18 protein-coding genes are annotated in these 15,648 nt (G+C 66.1%); 12 read left to right on the forward strand and 6 right to left on the reverse strand.

Going from position 1 to position 15,648, the window contains the following annotated elements; genetic code table 11:
- Positions 1–17 precede the first annotated feature (17 nt).
- A complete protein-coding gene (locus ACWGCN_RS16775; RefSeq protein ID WP_452458500.1) occupies positions 18–1,301 on the reverse strand; it encodes an MFS transporter in 1,284 nt (427 codons plus the stop codon).
- Between the two features lie 113 nt (positions 1,302–1,414).
- On the opposite strand from ACWGCN_RS16775, the gene ACWGCN_RS16780 reads away from it, so the two are divergent.
- The 4 genes from ACWGCN_RS16780 (at position 1,415) to ACWGCN_RS16795 (ending at position 3,502) form a co-directional block, all read left to right on the forward strand.
- Complete coding sequence (locus tag ACWGCN_RS16780) at positions 1,415–1,777, forward strand: winged helix-turn-helix transcriptional regulator (protein WP_452458499.1); 363 nt, start codon at positions 1,415–1,417, stop codon at positions 1,775–1,777.
- 173 nt (positions 1,778–1,950) lie between these two features.
- Positions 1,951–2,217 (forward strand): hypothetical protein, encoded by a 267-nt coding sequence (locus tag ACWGCN_RS16785; RefSeq protein WP_378989849.1) that lies wholly within the window; start codon positions 1,951–1,953, stop codon positions 2,215–2,217.
- 233 nt (positions 2,218–2,450) lie between these two features.
- Positions 2,451–2,957: a hypothetical protein gene (locus ACWGCN_RS16790; protein ID WP_379315503.1), complete on the forward strand. Its 507-nt coding sequence runs from the start codon at positions 2,451–2,453 to the stop codon at positions 2,955–2,957.
- A gap of 56 nt (positions 2,958–3,013) precedes the next feature.
- Positions 3,014–3,502 carry a hypothetical protein gene (locus ACWGCN_RS16795; RefSeq protein WP_452458498.1) on the forward strand — a complete coding sequence of 163 codons (489 nt, stop codon included), beginning with the start codon at positions 3,014–3,016 and terminating at the stop codon, positions 3,500–3,502.
- Between the two features lie 30 nt (positions 3,503–3,532).
- Here ACWGCN_RS16795 and rox read toward each other — a convergent pair whose 3' ends face one another.
- Both rox and ACWGCN_RS16805 read right to left on the reverse strand, forming a co-directional pair.
- Positions 3,533–4,972: a rifampin monooxygenase gene (gene rox / locus ACWGCN_RS16800; protein ID WP_452458497.1), complete on the reverse strand. Its 1,440-nt coding sequence runs from the start codon at positions 4,970–4,972 to the stop codon at positions 3,533–3,535.
- A gap of 205 nt (positions 4,973–5,177) precedes the next feature.
- Positions 5,178–5,591, reverse strand: coding sequence for a winged helix-turn-helix transcriptional regulator (locus ACWGCN_RS16805; RefSeq protein WP_452458496.1), 414 nt, complete (start codon positions 5,589–5,591; stop codon positions 5,178–5,180).
- A 97-nt stretch (positions 5,592–5,688) separates the two neighbouring features.
- Between ACWGCN_RS16805 and ACWGCN_RS16810 the strand changes: the two genes are divergently transcribed.
- From ACWGCN_RS16810 to ACWGCN_RS16825, 4 genes are all read left to right on the forward strand, one after another.
- On the forward strand, positions 5,689–6,609 hold the full coding sequence (locus ACWGCN_RS16810; RefSeq protein ID WP_452458495.1) for an alpha/beta fold hydrolase: 921 nt from the start codon (positions 5,689–5,691) through the stop codon (positions 6,607–6,609).
- A gap of 66 nt (positions 6,610–6,675) precedes the next feature.
- Positions 6,676–7,449, forward strand: coding sequence for a MerR family transcriptional regulator (locus tag ACWGCN_RS16815; RefSeq protein WP_452529049.1), 774 nt, complete (start codon positions 6,676–6,678; stop codon positions 7,447–7,449).
- A gap of 350 nt (positions 7,450–7,799) precedes the next feature.
- A complete protein-coding gene (locus ACWGCN_RS16820; RefSeq protein ID WP_452458493.1) occupies positions 7,800–9,026 on the forward strand; it encodes a lipase family protein in 1,227 nt (408 codons plus the stop codon).
- 131 nt (positions 9,027–9,157) lie between these two features.
- The gene (locus ACWGCN_RS16825) at positions 9,158–9,508 is read left to right on the forward strand and encodes an HNH endonuclease (RefSeq protein WP_449961047.1); all 351 of its coding nucleotides are present in this window, start codon (positions 9,158–9,160) and stop codon (positions 9,506–9,508) included.
- 33 nt (positions 9,509–9,541) lie between these two features.
- Here ACWGCN_RS16825 and ACWGCN_RS16830 read toward each other — a convergent pair whose 3' ends face one another.
- Positions 9,542–10,522, reverse strand: coding sequence for a zinc-binding dehydrogenase (locus ACWGCN_RS16830; protein ID WP_452458492.1), 981 nt, complete (start codon positions 10,520–10,522; stop codon positions 9,542–9,544).
- Positions 10,523–10,605: 83 nt separating this feature from the next.
- Here ACWGCN_RS16830 and ACWGCN_RS16835 point away from each other — a divergent pair, with 83 nt between their 5' ends.
- Positions 10,606–11,265: a TetR/AcrR family transcriptional regulator gene (locus tag ACWGCN_RS16835; RefSeq protein WP_387447314.1), complete on the forward strand. Its 660-nt coding sequence runs from the start codon at positions 10,606–10,608 to the stop codon at positions 11,263–11,265.
- A 96-nt stretch (positions 11,266–11,361) separates the two neighbouring features.
- On the opposite strand, the gene ACWGCN_RS16840 is transcribed toward ACWGCN_RS16835, so the two are convergent.
- A complete protein-coding gene (locus ACWGCN_RS16840) occupies positions 11,362–12,414 on the reverse strand; it encodes a hypothetical protein (protein WP_452458491.1) in 1,053 nt (350 codons plus the stop codon).
- 116 nt (positions 12,415–12,530) lie between these two features.
- Entirely contained in the window at positions 12,531–13,469 is a 939-nt protein-coding gene (locus ACWGCN_RS16845) for an SDR family NAD(P)-dependent oxidoreductase (protein WP_387447316.1), read from the reverse strand.
- A gap of 187 nt (positions 13,470–13,656) precedes the next feature.
- Here ACWGCN_RS16845 and arfB point away from each other — a divergent pair, with 187 nt between their 5' ends.
- From arfB to ACWGCN_RS16860, 3 genes are all read left to right on the forward strand, one after another.
- The gene (gene arfB, locus ACWGCN_RS16850; protein WP_379313894.1) at positions 13,657–14,085 is read left to right on the forward strand and encodes an alternative ribosome rescue aminoacyl-tRNA hydrolase ArfB; all 429 of its coding nucleotides are present in this window, start codon (positions 13,657–13,659) and stop codon (positions 14,083–14,085) included.
- Positions 14,086–14,297: 212 nt separating this feature from the next.
- On the forward strand, positions 14,298–14,957 hold the full coding sequence (ribB, locus tag ACWGCN_RS16855; RefSeq protein WP_452458490.1) for a 3,4-dihydroxy-2-butanone-4-phosphate synthase: 660 nt from the start codon (positions 14,298–14,300) through the stop codon (positions 14,955–14,957).
- Positions 14,954–15,634: an HAD family hydrolase gene (locus ACWGCN_RS16860; protein WP_387447317.1), complete on the forward strand. Its 681-nt coding sequence runs from the start codon at positions 14,954–14,956 to the stop codon at positions 15,632–15,634. Before ribB ends, ACWGCN_RS16860 begins: the two co-directional genes overlap by 4 nt.
- Positions 15,635–15,648: the final 14 nt, after the last annotated feature.

Genomic DNA, 15,648 nt, shown 5'->3' on the forward strand with positions numbered 1-15,648 from the left:
GCGCGCAAGGTGCGGGCTCATCTGATTCGGGAGCCGGTGGTGCCGAGGGCGGCGGCGGTGAGACAGGCGAGGGCGGCGGTGATCCACAGGGGAGTGTAGGAGCCGTTGAGGTCGCGGATCAGGCCGCCCGTGAGGGCCATCGCGCCCGCGCCGAGTTGGTGGAAGACGCTGATCCAGCCGAACGTCAGGGCGCTGTCGGGGCCGAAGTAGTGCCGGCACAGGGTCAGTGTCGGTGGCACCGTCGCGACGTCGAGGACGCCGAACACCACAGCGAAGACGACGAGGTCGGGGGACCACCCGCTGGTGAACAGGATGGGGAGGAGAGCGAGGGACACACCACGACCGAGAAAGAATACGGCGAGAAGCAGTCGCGGTTCGATCCGGTCGGTGAGCCAGCCCGCGGAGACAGTGCCGAGGATGTTGGCGACGCCGATGATCGCCAGCAGGCCCGACGCGGCCGTGGCGGCCATGCCGTGATCGTGTGCGGCAGGGGTGAAGTGACTCCACATCAGGCCGTTCGTGGTCGCCCCGCACAGTGCGAACATCGAGGCCAGCACCCAGAACCGGGTGTCGCGCGAGGCGCGGAGCAGGGCGGTGATCGTGCGGGCGAACGGGTTGACGCGGCGATCGGTGTCGGCAGGCTCGGTGTCGGGGTTCGCCCCGTAGCGGACCGCGCCGATCGCGGCGGGGCTCTCGCGCAGGAAGAGCAGGACGCCGAGCAGGGCCGCCGTCGCGACAGCTCCGCAGGCGAGAACAGGCGCGCGCCAGTCGGCTCGCTCGAGCAACACAGACAGCAGGGGCAGCATCGCAAACTGACCGAATACGCTTGCCGCGGTAAGTAATCCGGTAGCAAGACCGATCTTGCGGTAGAACCAGCGATTCGCCACGGTCGCGGCGAACACCGTCGTGATCGACCCGGTCCCGACCCCGATGGCGAAACCGAACCACAGCACGAACCAGAAGACCGACGGAGTCCAGATCGCGGTGAGGACCGAACTCGCGATCAGCGCGAGCAGTGCGTACGACGTCACCCGGCGGATGCCGTAGCGGTCCATCATGGCCGCGGCGAACGGCCCGACCACCCCGTAGAGCACCATGTTCACCGCCACCGCGGCGCCGATTCCGGTGCGACTCCACCCCTTCGTCTCGACCAGCGGTTCGGTGATCAGCCCCGCGATCGTGGCGAAACTCCCCGCCGCGACGAGCGCGAGGGCCGCCACGGCCACGATCGTCCACGCGGGATGAAAACGGGGCGCCCGCCGGATCGCGTGCTGCTCGATATCGACTGCGGAAATACCCACCGGAATCCTTCGCGTTGGCTCGACGTCCTTACTCTCGTTTCTAGCAACCAACGGTCAGGATCGGCAGTATGCACAATCTTGTCCATATGGACGAAATGGATATCATCGAGCGTATGGCAACCACGGAGGAAGTCCGGGCGCCGATCGTCCGAGCGATGCGGAGCTGCCCCGTCGAGGTGAGCATCGCCGTCCTCGGCGGCGCCTGGAAGATGACCATCGTCAAGCACCTGCTCGACGGGCCCCTGCGCTACGGCGAACTACGCCGCAAGGTCGGCGAGGTAACCCCCCGCGTCCTCACCCGTCAGCTCCGCGAGCTGGAACAAGACGGCATCGTCGACAGACATTCTTTTGCCGAAGTCCCACCACGCGTGGAATATTCGCTCACCCCGACCGGGCAGGCACTGCGCGGTTTCGTGTCCGAGCTGAACCGCTGGGGTGCGGAATACGTCGAGAGTATTGCCCGTCCCGACCGGTGAGCACTGACGGGATGGCGCCTGCGGAAGGTCCCCGACCTGGCTGGCCATACGCCTGTATCCGAGTAGGTTGCAGACAAGAGCAGTAGTGGGAGGTCTCTATTTCTGAGATCCTCAGCAACGCTTGACAACTGGTCCGCGACCGCGTTGTCCGAGCTGAACTCGAAGGAGGACGGATGAGCGTTTCCTGGAAGGACGTCCAGGCGTTCCGTGGTCGAGGTGAAGTCGCGAACGCGCTCGCCAGTCGTGCGCAGGACGTCGATCGCTGGGCGGAATCCGAAGGCTACGAGGTGCGCGATGATGGCTCCATCCGTGACGTGTGGCGCGCGACCGGCCGCGACATCGAGCTGACCGGAGCGGAGTCGGTTCGCCGATACAAGGTGGTGTTCGACCTGCGATCCGCCATCGATGCGGTCCTCTCGGATGCACAGCCGCACGAGTAGCGACGTCAGTACGGGCGAGGTCGTGCAGATTTTCGGCGGTCGCGGCATCGTCTGCGTGTGTCCGAATACGTAGATCTTGCATGCGGCGGCCGGCACACGGGCTGGTCGCCACAGGTGGTAGGCGCAGCGGGCTGCTGACTGATAGCGGGTCGTGAGGCAGAATGTGGACGTGAGCGTTAGAAGTAAGCCGAAGTTCGGGGCGGGTGTCGCGGCGCCTGTCTGCGGTTAGTTCGATGTCGGACCAGGAAACAGGGCCGGGGTTCGCGCGCGGACCCGGCAACAGTCGATTCGATGCGGTGGAGCGGCTGCGTCAGAAGTTGGCAGAGACGAGGGCTGCCGAGACGGGTCCGCGCCAGGGCGGAGACGCGCCGTCGAACGTCGTGCGCCTGCCCAAGCCGCCGCGGCGACGTCAAGAGGATATCGGTGCGGCTCCGCGCTGGTCTCCGGTTCCCGATGGCGCCTACGATCCGGCGGCCACCCGCCCGGTGACTCGCGCGGAGTTGCAGCGCGAATCAGGATCGTTGCCGGTCAACGATGTGACGCAGGCCGGCGCCGAGTCGGGCGCGAATGCCGAGCGCGATGCGAATCTCATCGATTTCGACGCGTCGCGCCGTAAACGTGTCGGCGGGGAAAACCGCCCCGGCGGCGGTCGGCGGATGGTGCGGCCGCGCAGGATCGGCCCGACCCGCAGCGATGGCGGTGACGCCGGTCCGTCGCGCCCGGACGAACCTGGCCGCTGAGTCGTTTCGGCGCCACCTGCTCCACCCGTTCATCGCGGCCCCGGCATCATGGTGTGATGCGAATCAGCGTCACCGGGCACACGAACATCTCGGCCGAAACGGTCCCGCTCGTTCGTGCGGCCATCGCCGACCTGATCGCCGACACACCGGGTCTGGTCGGCATCTCGTGCCTTGCCCGCGGCGCGGACAGCGTATTCGCGGAAGTGGTTCTCGACGCGGGCGGGCAGCTCGAGGTGGTGGTGCCGTCGCGCGACTACCGGGAGTCGAAAGTGAAGCCGGACCACCTGGCGCAGTTCGACGGGCTCATCGAGCGGGCCACGACGGTTCGGGTCATGGACTTCGGCAACGCGGGCCGCGAAGCGTATGAAGCCGCCAACGAGGTCCTGGTCAGCGAGGCCGATCGGATGATCGCGGTGTGGGACGGGAAGGCCGGCGAGCGTGCCGGTACCGGGACCGTGGTCGCGCTGGCGCGTGCGCGGGGCATTCCGGTCGATGTGGTGTGGCCGAACGGTGCCGTACGGGATCAGCCCGGCCCGAAGCAGTAGCCGGCTCCACTGGTGTGGATGGCGCGGACGTCATCGAGACGCATGTGCGGGCTTGCCGAACCAGCGGGAGAGGCAGGCGTTCAGGTCCTGCTGGTGCTCTCCGATCCAGGCGACGTGGCCGTCGGGGCGTAGCAGCAGCGCTGGAACATCCAGTTCCGCAGTGGGATCCGCGATGATGTCGACCCGGTCGGACCAGCCGTCGACGGTCAGGCGTTCGGTGCGGTCCAAGACCAGACCGCGGCCCTGACGTAGTCGGTCGTAGAGGTGGCCCTGTTTCAGGTCGAGGTCGGGCAGGCGGCGGCCGAGTAGATCGGGGCCTGGGCCGAAGTCGTACCGGATGGCGGTCGCGGTGATCTTCTCGATCAGGTAGCGGTTCACCTCGTCGAAGCCCATCAGTTCGGTCAGCAGCCTGCGGACGGCCTGTGGGCCCGGCTCGGTGGACGCCAGTTCGACCTGGGCGCGGGTGTTGTCCAGCACGTCCGCGGCGACCGGATGACGTTCGGAATGATAAGTGTCCAGCAGGGTTTCCGGCGCCCAGCCGTGGATCTGCCCGGCCAATTTCCAGCCGAGGTTGACGGCGTCCTGAACGCCCAGATTCAGCCCCTGACCGCCGGCGGGTGGGTGGATGTGCGCCGCATCGCCCGCCAACAGCACCCGACCGACCCGATAGCGCTCGACCAACCGGGTGGCATCGCCGAAACGAGACAGCCAGCGCGGGGAGTGCACGCCGAAATCGGTTCCGGCGATCGCGCGCAACTGCTGTTGGAAATCCGCGAGCGTGGGCGGTTCCGTGCGATCCTCGCGCACCCCCGCGGCGGGAACAACGACGCTGTAGATGCCCTCCCCGAAGGGCCTGAGACTGAATACCGCATGGGTCGCGCGGATTTCGGTCACCTTGGCGACGATCTCTTCCTGCGAGGCACCCACTTCCATCTCGCCCATCAACGTCTCGGTCCGCGCGGGCTCACCGGGGAAATCGACACCGAGCAGTTTGCGTACCGTACTGCGCGCACCGTCACAGCCCACGAGATACCGCGACCGCACCTGCTCACCGTCGGCCAGTTCGACAGTTACGTCCTCGTCGTCCTGCTCGAAACCGACCACCGCGCAACCACTTCGGACCTGCGCACCCAGCTCGATCGCATGGTCTTCGAACAGGTGATCGATGATCGGCTGCGGAATGCCCAGCTGATAGGCGTACGCGGAATCCAGTCCCTCGGGCGTCGGTGTGGCGATGGCGGCGAAAACCCCGCCGACCGGACGCTGCCGTCCGCGTTCGAGGAGGCGATCCAGCAGCCCGCGCATCGCCATCAGCTCCAGGCTGCGCATATGCAGACTGACCACCCGGACGAACGACGACACGGACTCGGGTTCCTTCTCCAGTACGAGAACCCGCACATCGTGCAACCGCAGCTCAGCGGCCAGCATCGCACCGGTCGGCCCACAGCCGGCAATGATCACATCGAACATGAACCACCCATTCGCCCGAATTCTCGCCGATCTCGTCGCCGCATCCCCGCCACCGCGCATGCAGGCAGCGCGCTGATCCCGGATTTCCGCAGGTCCTGGCCTCGGCCGCCCATTGTGCGGTACCTCCAGCGCTCGCCGCAAGCGATATATGCCGAGCCCGAGGGTGTGTTGCCCGACCGATCTGCGAAGGCGCCCGCTGGGGAAGCTATTCGGTGGTCGGGTCGGCGTGTGCGTCATAGACGGCGCCGACGCGGTCGATCTCGGCCATATGATTCTCTGCCCAAGTGCGCAGTGCCGCCAAGGGGACCTCCAGGGACAAGCCCAGTTCGGTGAGCCCATAGTGCACGCGTGGTGGCACCGTCGGTTCCACTCGGCGGGTAACGAGACCGTCCCGGGTCAGGTTGTGCAGGGTCACCGACAGCATCTTCTGGGATACACCGGGCATTCGCCGCCGCAGCTCGGCGAACCGCACTTCATCCGGGGCGGCCTGCGCGAGGACCTTGACCGCCATCGACGTCCATTTTGTGCCGATGCGGTCCAGCAACTGACGTGTCGGGCATTGCGCATCGAACAGATCGCCGCGATCCGGTGCCTTCACCTGCGCTGATCGAGTAGTCACCTGGACCTCACCACCTGTAGTAGACGTGCCGTCTTGGCAGCCTACCTGAGATTACCTATCGTTCCATGGTAACTAATAGTTACTAATCGGAGGTCCCATGTCCCGCACGCCGCCGCTCCATGCCGCGCCTATCGAGCTGCGCCAGATCGAGACCAACGGCATCCGCGCCAATGTCGCCCTTGCGGGCTCCGGGCCCGCAGTCGTTCTGCTGCACGGCTTTCCGCACACCTGGCGATTGTGGAGCGAGATCATCGGCCCGTTGTCCGCGCAGTACCGGGTGGTTGCCCCGGACCTACGCGGGTTCGGCGCCACCAGCCGTGCGTCGGACGGCTACGACGCAGGCACGCTGGCCGCCGATATCGCCGGGATCCTCGATGCCCTCGGCGAACCCACCGCGGCCGTGGTCGCGATCGACGCAGGCACCCCGGTCGCGGTCCTGCTCGCCCTGCGGTACCCCGACCGGGTACGGCGGCTGGTGGTCATGGAAGCACTGCTGGGCAGGCTCCCCGGCGCCGAGGACTTCCTCGTCGCGGGTCCGCCGTGGTGGTTCGGATTCCATGCCGTCCCCGGTCTCGCCGAAACGGTCCTGCTCGGCCACGAGGCGCGGTATATTGAGTGGTTCCTCACCACCGGCACCCGAGGCCGGGGCGTGCGGGAAGATATCCGCGACGCGTTCGTCGATGCCTACACCGGAGATGACGCCCTGCGCTGCGCCTTCTCCTACTACCGCGCACTGCCGACCAGCGCTCGCCAGATCGATCACGCTGTGGCGACCGACCGGCTCACCGCACCCACTCTGGCGATCGGTGCCCACCCGGTCGGCGACGCGCTGGAGCGTCAGCTACGCCCCATCGCCGCCGACCTCACCGGACACGTCATTCCGGATTGCGGTCACATCATCCCGCTGGACCGCCCACAGGAACTGCTCAGCCTCATGACACCCTTCCTCGCCGCCGACCAACCCGCCTGGAGACCACTCGGTCCACCGACCGAATTCAACCTCGGCCGCGGGTATTGAGGTTCACGTTGCGTGCATGTTTAGCGTCGAGGTGCCGGATCGGCCGGTCGAGTTCCAAGTAGGAGGATGGGTGTGTTCTGGTCTGTTGCCGAAATTGCCCGCATGTCTGGCATGACGCCGCGCACGCTGCGGTACTACGACGAGATAGGGCTGCTGCCGCCTGCTGGTATTCGCAGCAATGGCTACCGAGTCTACGAGCAGGAGCAACTGCTGCGGTTGCAGCAGATTCTCGTGTTGCGGGAGTTGGATATGCCGCTCGATGCCATCGCGGCGATTCTCGACGGGCAGACCGATCACGTGCAGGCGCTGCGCGAGCACCACGCGAAGGTGACCCACAAGCGTGATCGTCTCGCCCGGATAGCACACACGCTTGCCCGCACCATCGAGGAACTCGAGATACAGAACGGAACAGTTGTTGTGACCGAAATCAACAGGCCGGAAAACCTTTTCGAAGGTTTCGACCCGAACCGGTACGAAGCGGTACGAGGCGACGATTGGCCGGATCAGGAGCAGACCCGGCAGCGGTCGCAACAGTTCATCGACTCGCTCAGTACCGAGGACATCGAACGGATGCAGCGAGATACGACCGCAGCGATGATTCGGATGGCCGAATTCATGTCATCCGAGACAGCGGTGAGCGACCCGTCCGTACAGGCGGAGATCGAGACGGCATACCAGCTCATCCGCGCGACTTGGGACCCGGGCGCTCGCGCGTTCAAGGCGCTGGCTCGTACCTATGATGATCCGGGCCATGCCGAGAATTTCGACCGGATCGCTGTAGGGCTTGCGACGTACTACCGCGACGCAATGGTGGTCTTCGCCGACACCCGGCTCACCTGAGCTAGGCGGCAGCTGCCGCAGGGGCGGGTCGTGTCCAGGGGGGCTTGTACGACGGCTCGACCAGCGACACGCGGTCACGCTTGTCGACAAACAAGGCCCCGCCCCCATTCGCTTGCCCGGCAGCCTCGAATATCTTCGGCTAGTCCAGATCCATTGGGGTACAACGCTATCCAGCCTGAACACCAGATGTCGTGCCGCTGTTCGAGTAGGTGGCTTTGTCGGATATTGCTATGCGGCATCCCCATCGACTACCCGGTCACCAGATCGCTGGTTCGGGTGTCAGGTCCTGTCGAATGCACTACTCTCGCGGGAACGCAAAACTAGAACAGGTTCTCGGGGTGGGGTATTCGATGCGGGCAGTGCAGATCGCGACATTGCGGGCGGCGGTTGGCGGTGTGGTCTTCGCGCTGGTAGCGGCGTGCGCGGGTTGGGCTACGGCAGTGCCGCTGCCGGAACAGGATTCGTTCTACGCCCAGCCTGTGGGTCTCGCCGACCTGGCCGATGGGACAGTGCTCGCGTCGCGGGTGATCGAAACGGAGTCGTTCTCGCAGCCGCTGCCGGCGGATGCCTGGCAGGTGCAGTACAAGACAATCGACAATCATGGGGCACCCCGGGCCTACATCGCGACAGTCCTTGTACCGCATCGAGAATGGATTGGCGACGGCCCGCGTCCGCTGCTGTCGTACCAGGTAGCCGAAGACGGCGTCGGCTCGAAATGCGCACCTTCGTATGCGCTGCGTGGTGGGATCGACGGCGTCCCCAGCGGCGCGTACGCCGAGACCGGCATGATTCGGTTTGCACTGCAACAGGGTTGGGCTCTGGTCGTACCGGACTATCAGGGTCCCGACTCCGATTTGTTCGGTGCCGACGGATATGTCCACGGCGTGCTCGACGGTATCCGCGCGGCCAGAGCGTTCGCGCCCGCGGCTGTCGACCCCGCGGCGCCGATCGGCATGTGGGGATACTCCGGCGGTGCACAGGCCACCGCTATCGCCGCGCAAGCGCACACCACCTACGCCCCGGAACTGCGATTGTCCGGTGTGGTGCTGGGCGGGGTCGTCGCGGACCTGGAAGCCACCATGTCCGGCTTCAGCGGTGGAATCGCCGGTGGCGCGGTTGTGGTCGGCCTGGTGGGGTTGGACCGGTCCTATCCCGAAGCTGATGTGGCTCAGTACCTCAACGAATCCGGCCGCAGGATGCTGGCCGCGAGCCGGGCCGATTGCGTGCCCCACGCCGCTCTGGCGTACCCGTTTCTCGATGCGGCGGCGCTGGAAGCTTGGCCTGGGTCGATCACGAACAACGCCGAACTGAGCACGGTGGTGCGGAAAGCCAGCCCCTTGTTCCGCCCGGGCGAACCTGCCGTGCCGGTGCTGCTCCATCACGCTGTCGCTGACGAGTTCGCGCCGATCGGTGCCGCCCGGGCGCTGGCCGGAAAATACTGCGCCGCTGGGATTCCGGTGCAGCTGCTGGAGAATTCCGTCGGCGAGCACGGTACCGAAGCCATGCTGGGAATGCCGACGGCTCTGACCTATCTGGCCGACCGATTCGCCGCGAAGCCGGCGGCAAGCACGTGCTGAGCTATATCAGCCCTCGACGGCCCAGGGGATAGGGGAACAGGCCCAGGCCCGGTATCCACGGTGCGGACTGTGCCGGAAACAGTGGCCCGGCCTCCGGCCAATTGATCATCGCAACGCGTATCCTGACCGTCGTGCCGACTGGGGGTAGCAAACAGGTCCGCGCCGCACGTAAGCGCAAGAAGCGGATGGCGGCCGTCTCCCACGACCTCACGGACGCGCAGTGGGACGCGCTCAAAACGTCCTGGGGTGGGTGCGCCTACTGCAAATCTCCCGTCACCTCGCTGCAGAAGGACTGCGTGCAGGCCCTCTCGCGCGGTGGCCGCTACACGCTCGGCAACGTCGTGCCCGCGTGTGGGTCGTGCAACGCCAGCAAGTGCAACGCCGAGGTGACCGGCTGGCTGCGCCGCAAGAAGCTCGACGAACGCTCGTTCCTCGTGCGCCACTATGAGATCGCGACCGAGCTCACTACGAGGTTCGCCTAGCCGCGTACAGGATATTCGGAGCAGCAAGCGATCTCACCGACGCTTGGTGACCGATGGAATGAGCACGATTCTGCCGAACACCTCGCCGGCGTCCATTCTCCGGTGAGCCAGCACAGCTTGCTCAAGGGAAAGTATCTCGTGCACAACTGCTTTCAGCTCGCCGCGAACCGCGGCCGCGAATAGTTCGGCGGTTGCTGCTCGCCGGTCGGATATAGGCACGGTATCGGCACTGAAGGTCGCGAACGACGTCGATCGCCGGAACGCCTTGATCATCTCCACGCCGAAGTCTGCGGGCGGCATGCCTGCCATAACACCGACGACCACCAGCCGGCCGTTGGGCTCGAGCTTGGTGAGGAACGACGGTAGATCCGCACCCGCGGCGATGTCGATGATGACGTCGTAGCCCGTGGGAGCGTTCTCCGCACCCCGGCCGACGCGGTCCAGCACGTGTGTCGCGCCGAGATCGCGCAAGCGATCGCCGCGCGCAGGCGAGGAAGTCGTGACCGCGACCGCACCCGCACCGCCGCGCGCCGCGAGCTGGACTGCCACCACGCCGATACCGCCCGCCGCGCCACGCACCAGTACCGACTCTCCGCGCGTGAACTGCGCATGGCGCAAAGCGAAGTGGGCCACCATGGCCGAGCTGCCGAGGGTCACCGCGTCGACAGCCGACAGGGCCTCCGGAACGGGAACGAGCGTCTCGGCGGAAGCGATGGCGCGCTCGGCATAGCCGCCACCCTCACCGGTGAACGCCCACACGCGCTGACCGATCCACCCTGTGTCGACGCCCTCGCCGACCGTGGTCACAGTGCCGACGACCTCTTGGCCCAGAATGTGACCTGGCGTGATCCCGAAGGTGGCCAGCGCGCCACTTCGGACAAGAGCGTCGACACCGCCGACACCGATCGCCTCGGTCGTGATCAACACCTCTCCGGCGGCCGGATTCGGGTGCGGGAGTTCGACCACCGCGAGGACCTCTGGACCTCCGAATGCCTGGACCACTACTGCCTTCATCGGCGTCTCCGTGTTCTGTTCGAGGGGAACTGACCAGTGGGACCGTAACGGACGCCCCCGTCCGTTTAGCTAAAGTGAGAGCGGTGACCACTGGTTTGCCTCACACCCTGCGTTCGGATGCCAGGGACAACCGCGAACGCATTCTCGATGCGGCCCGCGCGGTGTTCGTCATCGACGGCCTGGATGTGCCGATGCGCGAGATCGCCCGGCGCGCCCAGGTCGGCCCCGCCACCCTCTATCGCCATTTCCCGACCAAGGAGATGCTGGTTGCCGAGGCGTTCACCGATCAGATGCTCGCTTGCCGGACTCTCGTGGACGAAGGGCTCGCCGACCCTGATCCCTGGCACGGCTTCTGCCGCACCGTCGAGAAGCTCTGCGAGCTGCAAGCCCGCGACCATGGATTCGCCGCAGCCTTCATGTCCGCCTACCCGCACGCGCTGGACTTCGCCGCGATCCGCAACTCCTCGCTCACCGGCGCCGCCGAACTGATCCGCCGCGCCAAGAACACCGGCCACCTGCGCCCCGACATCGTGGCGGACGACCTCATCCTCATGATCATGGCCAACAACGGCATCCATGCGGGCACATCGGCAGCACGAATCGCGGCCTCGCGCCGCTTCGCTGCCCTCATGATCGAGGCGTTCCGGGCCTCACCGAGTTCTGTACCGCTACCGCCGGTGCCACGATTGATGCCCCCGATGCCCCGACGCAAGCCTGGCAGAAACGCGGATGCTCGGAGGTAGGGCTGTGCCGACCACGGGCAGTGGGCGGCCGAGTCGGTTCGTGCGGTGAGCGAGTGAGGTCCACCGACTGCGCCCGCTCGGGCTCGGGCGAGGCGGTCAGTAGTTGAAGTCGGGTGCGTCGATGGGAACGACTGGGGGCCAAGGGTTGTGGTGTAATTCGCCCTCGGGGATGCGGACGCCGTGGAACCAGCCGTGGGTGGGGTCGGTGCGGGAGGTTTCGCTGGCGTCGATGTAGTCCAAATGCAGCCAGGACCATTGTTCGTGCGCGGGGCAGGGGCCGGTTCGCGCCCCGGGATCGCTGACTACGTCGGATTGGACCAGAACGTCGAGGTGGTAGGCGGCGGAGAACCAGCGTGCGGTGTCGCGTGCGGCGGGGTCGGGGTCGCGGTGCCAAGTGGTGCTCAGCGCGCGCTCGTCACCGAGACCACCCGCGCCTATCGAGCGTGCGGCCAAACGTCGGACCATGGGCGCAGATTCGGTCAGGTCCGCGCATATACCCTGGGTGACAAGGGAATTGGCGTAGTGTCCCGGTCCGTTCACCGAGATCATCACCCCACCGGGGATCCGGCGGTCGTGATGACGGCGCAGATGGGCACCGGTATGGAACAGCTGCACACTGCCTTTGAACAGGCGCAGCACCCCGTCGCTACCGCGCAGCGGGATCGCCTCGGTATAGATCACGTCGGGCCGCACGGGTGCCAGTTCGGTGAGGTACAGCGATGCCAGTTCGGTGCACAGACGGGCGAATGTGGGGCCTGGCCGGGCGTGAGCCAGACACCGGCTGTTGAAGATCACCAGAAAGGCACTGCTCATTCCGCGCGCGGCCCGCTCCTTCCAGGTGCGTCGGTCTGCGGCGATGCGGGCTGAGATCGCGTGCGGCCCGGCCGCGAGCGTCTGTTCGCCGACCCAGCACAGATCCATCGCCAATCCTCGCGCTGGTGTGCCGGACTTGGTGGCCATCCGTCCGAAAACACATGGCTGGTGCCGGGCCGCCCAGTCCAGAAACGCCGCGCGTTTGGTCTGCTCATCGGCGGCGGACAGCAGAATCTCGTTGGCGGCGTCGATATCGGGGCCGAACGATGTTCCTGCTGGAAATCGGGGCAGTTCGGAGAGTGTGTCGAGCGAGATACCGGCCGGAATCGATGTCATCGTTGCCTCGGTGTCGGGGGCGATGAAGCTTCTGGACCGGCCAAGTCTGCCCTGCGGTCATCCCGATCGCACGCCGCCACTCCGTGTGGCGGAACGCGGTGCCGAACCGAAATGGGTCACTGCCGAGTCGGTGCGGAAGGACACACGAATGGATCGACGCCAGCGAGTGCCGCACTGGCGGCCCACAGTTCGGCAGCAGTGTCGTGGTCGGTCATGTGCGCGTGGGGCGTTTCGCGATGCGGTTGCCCTCGAAGACCGAACACCCTTGGCCCCCAGAGTTGCCCGCCGTCTATCTCGCTGTCGAGAACGGCTCGGACAATGGTGGCGGCCGCCGCGTGTTTACCGTGTAGCGCAACACCCGCGGGTAGTCCGCGCAGGCGCTGGGCGGTGGTGCGAACGAACAGCGGTGGCCGAGACGGCGTCAGTGAGTCCAAGGCACCGCCGGGGTGGACGACAATGCTGGCGATGTCGGCAGCATGCGCGCGCAGACGACGATCCAGTTCGAAACCGAACAGCATTTGGGCCAGCTTAGATCGCCCGTAGGTGCGCTTGGGCCGATAGTCGTGCTCGGATTGCAGATCACCGAGATCGAGTCGCTCCGACCGCGCGGCGAAGCTGCCCACCGTGATCACCCGGCTGTTCGCTGTCGCGGCCAATAGTGGTGCCAGATGTGCGACCAGTGCGAAGTGCCCGAGATGGTTTGTCGCGAACATCAATTCGTGTCCGTGAGCACTCATGCGACGATCGGGACCGGACAGCAGGATTCCCGCATTGAGCACGATCGCGTCCAGACTGTCGACATCGAGGGCGCCCACCGTCACCGACAGTGCGGACAGATCCGAGAGATCCAGACGCACGCACCGCAGTCGAGCATCGGGAACCCGTGCCCGGATCGCGCGTACCGCGAGGTCGCCCTTGGTGGTGTCGCGGCAGCCCAGCACCACCGTGGCACCGTTGGCCGCGAGCTGCTCGGCGGTGAAGTATCCGATGCCCGCGTTGGCACCGGTCACCAGAATGTTCTTTCCCTCGGCTCGTCGGCCGCTGTGCCACGTCATGTCATCGACTCTGACAGCGGACCCTTGCGCCGCCCTTGCACGCTACTGTCCTGGCGTGCGAAGGGACGGCCTGGTTGTTTCCCGCCGACAAGGTCATCGCTATCGTGAACGACAAGGTCACTGTCCAGTCGGACCTGGGCCGACCCGGCCGAGGTGGCTGTTCGATCGGAGAGAGTGGCGTCGGATCATGGCAGAGGACCTGACCGTGACTCGGGGGCTGGTGATACCCGCGTCCGAGTTGCGCGAGCGGTTCTCACGGTCGTCCGGCCCGGGAGGGCAACACGTCAACACCACCGACAGCCGGGTAGAGCTGTCCTTCGACCTCGCCAACTCACCCTCGGTGCCGGAGTGGCTGCGCACCCGGATGCTCGACCGCCTGGCCACCCGCCTGGTCAACGGTGTCCTCACGATCGCCGCATCGGAGCAGCGCGCACAACTGCAGAACCGCGCGGCCGCCCGCGAACGCCTGACCTCGCTACTCCGCGATGCCGCTGCCGCCCCGCCACCCGTTCGCCGCGCCACCAAGCCCTCGCGCGGAGCGAAGGAACGACGCATCTCCGCGAAGAAGCGGCGCGGTGTCACCAAACGCAACCGCCGCGCGTCCCCCGACGACTAGCCGACGGCATTCCTCGGCGGCGGCACAACAAACGAAATATTCCGCGAGGTCAGGCCCGGAACAGCAGTATGCGGCCGAGCGGATGCTTCGTGCGGTTGATAGGGGCTGCGTGCACAAGCCCCGGGGCGTACGATCACAATGATCTTGGTTTTCATTCTTGCCTGCTGTGTTGAGTGCGTGATTTCACTCCCATGACCTGGACAGGAAGGCCAATGATGACCGTTGCAGCGAGCACACACGACCGAGCGAATCTCTTCGATGAACTCGATGATGCGATCAGCGAAATCACCGCCGGCCGGCCAGTGATCGTGGTCGACGACGAGCACCGCGAGAACGAGGGCGACTTGATCATGGCCGCCGAACTGGCCACGCCTGAAACGCTCGGGTTCTTCATTCGCTACACCGGAGGAGTGGTGTGTGCGCCGATGTCGGTCGAGCGGGCCGAGCTGCTCGGGTTGCCGCCGATGACCGCAATGAATCAGGACTGCAAGCAGGCCGCGTTCACCGTGACCGTCGATGCGGTAGCGGGCGTGGTGTCCGGCATCTGCGCGGCCGACCGAGCCGCTACCCTGCGCGCACTGGCGGACCCGGCTACCCGGCCGGAAGACCTTCAACGGCCGGGCCACGTATTCCCATTACGAGCACATCCTGACGGGCTCGCGGCGCGTCAAGGTCACACCGAAGCCGGAATGGAATTGATGCGGCTGGCCGGCCTGTCCCCGGTGGCGGCGATCAGCGAGGTCTGTCACGACGACGGGGCGGTGATGCGGTTGCCCGCATTGCGTGCCTTCGCCGATTCCCATGAGCTGAAGCTGATTTCGATCGATCAGCTCATCGCCGCCACCGGAACCACGGCGCCCGTTCCCTCATGAGCGAGTACGTCGAGGCCGTCCTGTTCGATCTGGACGGGACTCTCGCCGCGACCATGGTGCCCTGGGACCGCTGCTGGGCGCAATACGCCGCCGGCCATGGCCATATCTGGACCGATGTCGACCGACACAGGACGCATGGCCACGGTGACTGGGCCCAGTATCTGGCCCGGGTGTGTGGTATCCATTCCGTCGATCAGGTCATCGCCGATTGCGTGAGGGCGATGATCGAGCAGCTCGAGGCCGGTCACATCGAGTTGCTCCCGGGGGTGGACGCGCTGCTGAGGGCGGTCACGAGCCGGGCGGTGACCGGTGTGGTGTCGGCTTCTCCACGCCGGTTTGTCGCTGCCACCCTCGATCATTTCGGGCTGCGCCGCTCCTTGCAGGTCGTGGTCGCTCGTGAGGACCAGGCGCAAACCAAGCCTCACCCGCAGCCCTGGTTGCATGCCGCGGCCCTGCTCGCAGTCGACCCGAATGCTTGTATAGCAGTGGAGGATTCGGTGGCAGGGATTCGGTCAGCGCATGCGGCAGGGATGCGGGTGCTGGCGATCCCGAGCTGGGCGCCCGACCTGTCTCCGAGCGAAGCGAAACTAGCCGAGCATCTGGCCCCTGACCACCGCGAAGCCCAGCAGTGGCTGAGCAGCATGCTCACCGAATCGGCCAGCACGATCACCCGCTGACGCGAATCAGGTTG

The organism is Nocardia sp. NPDC055050, assembly GCF_053608345.1.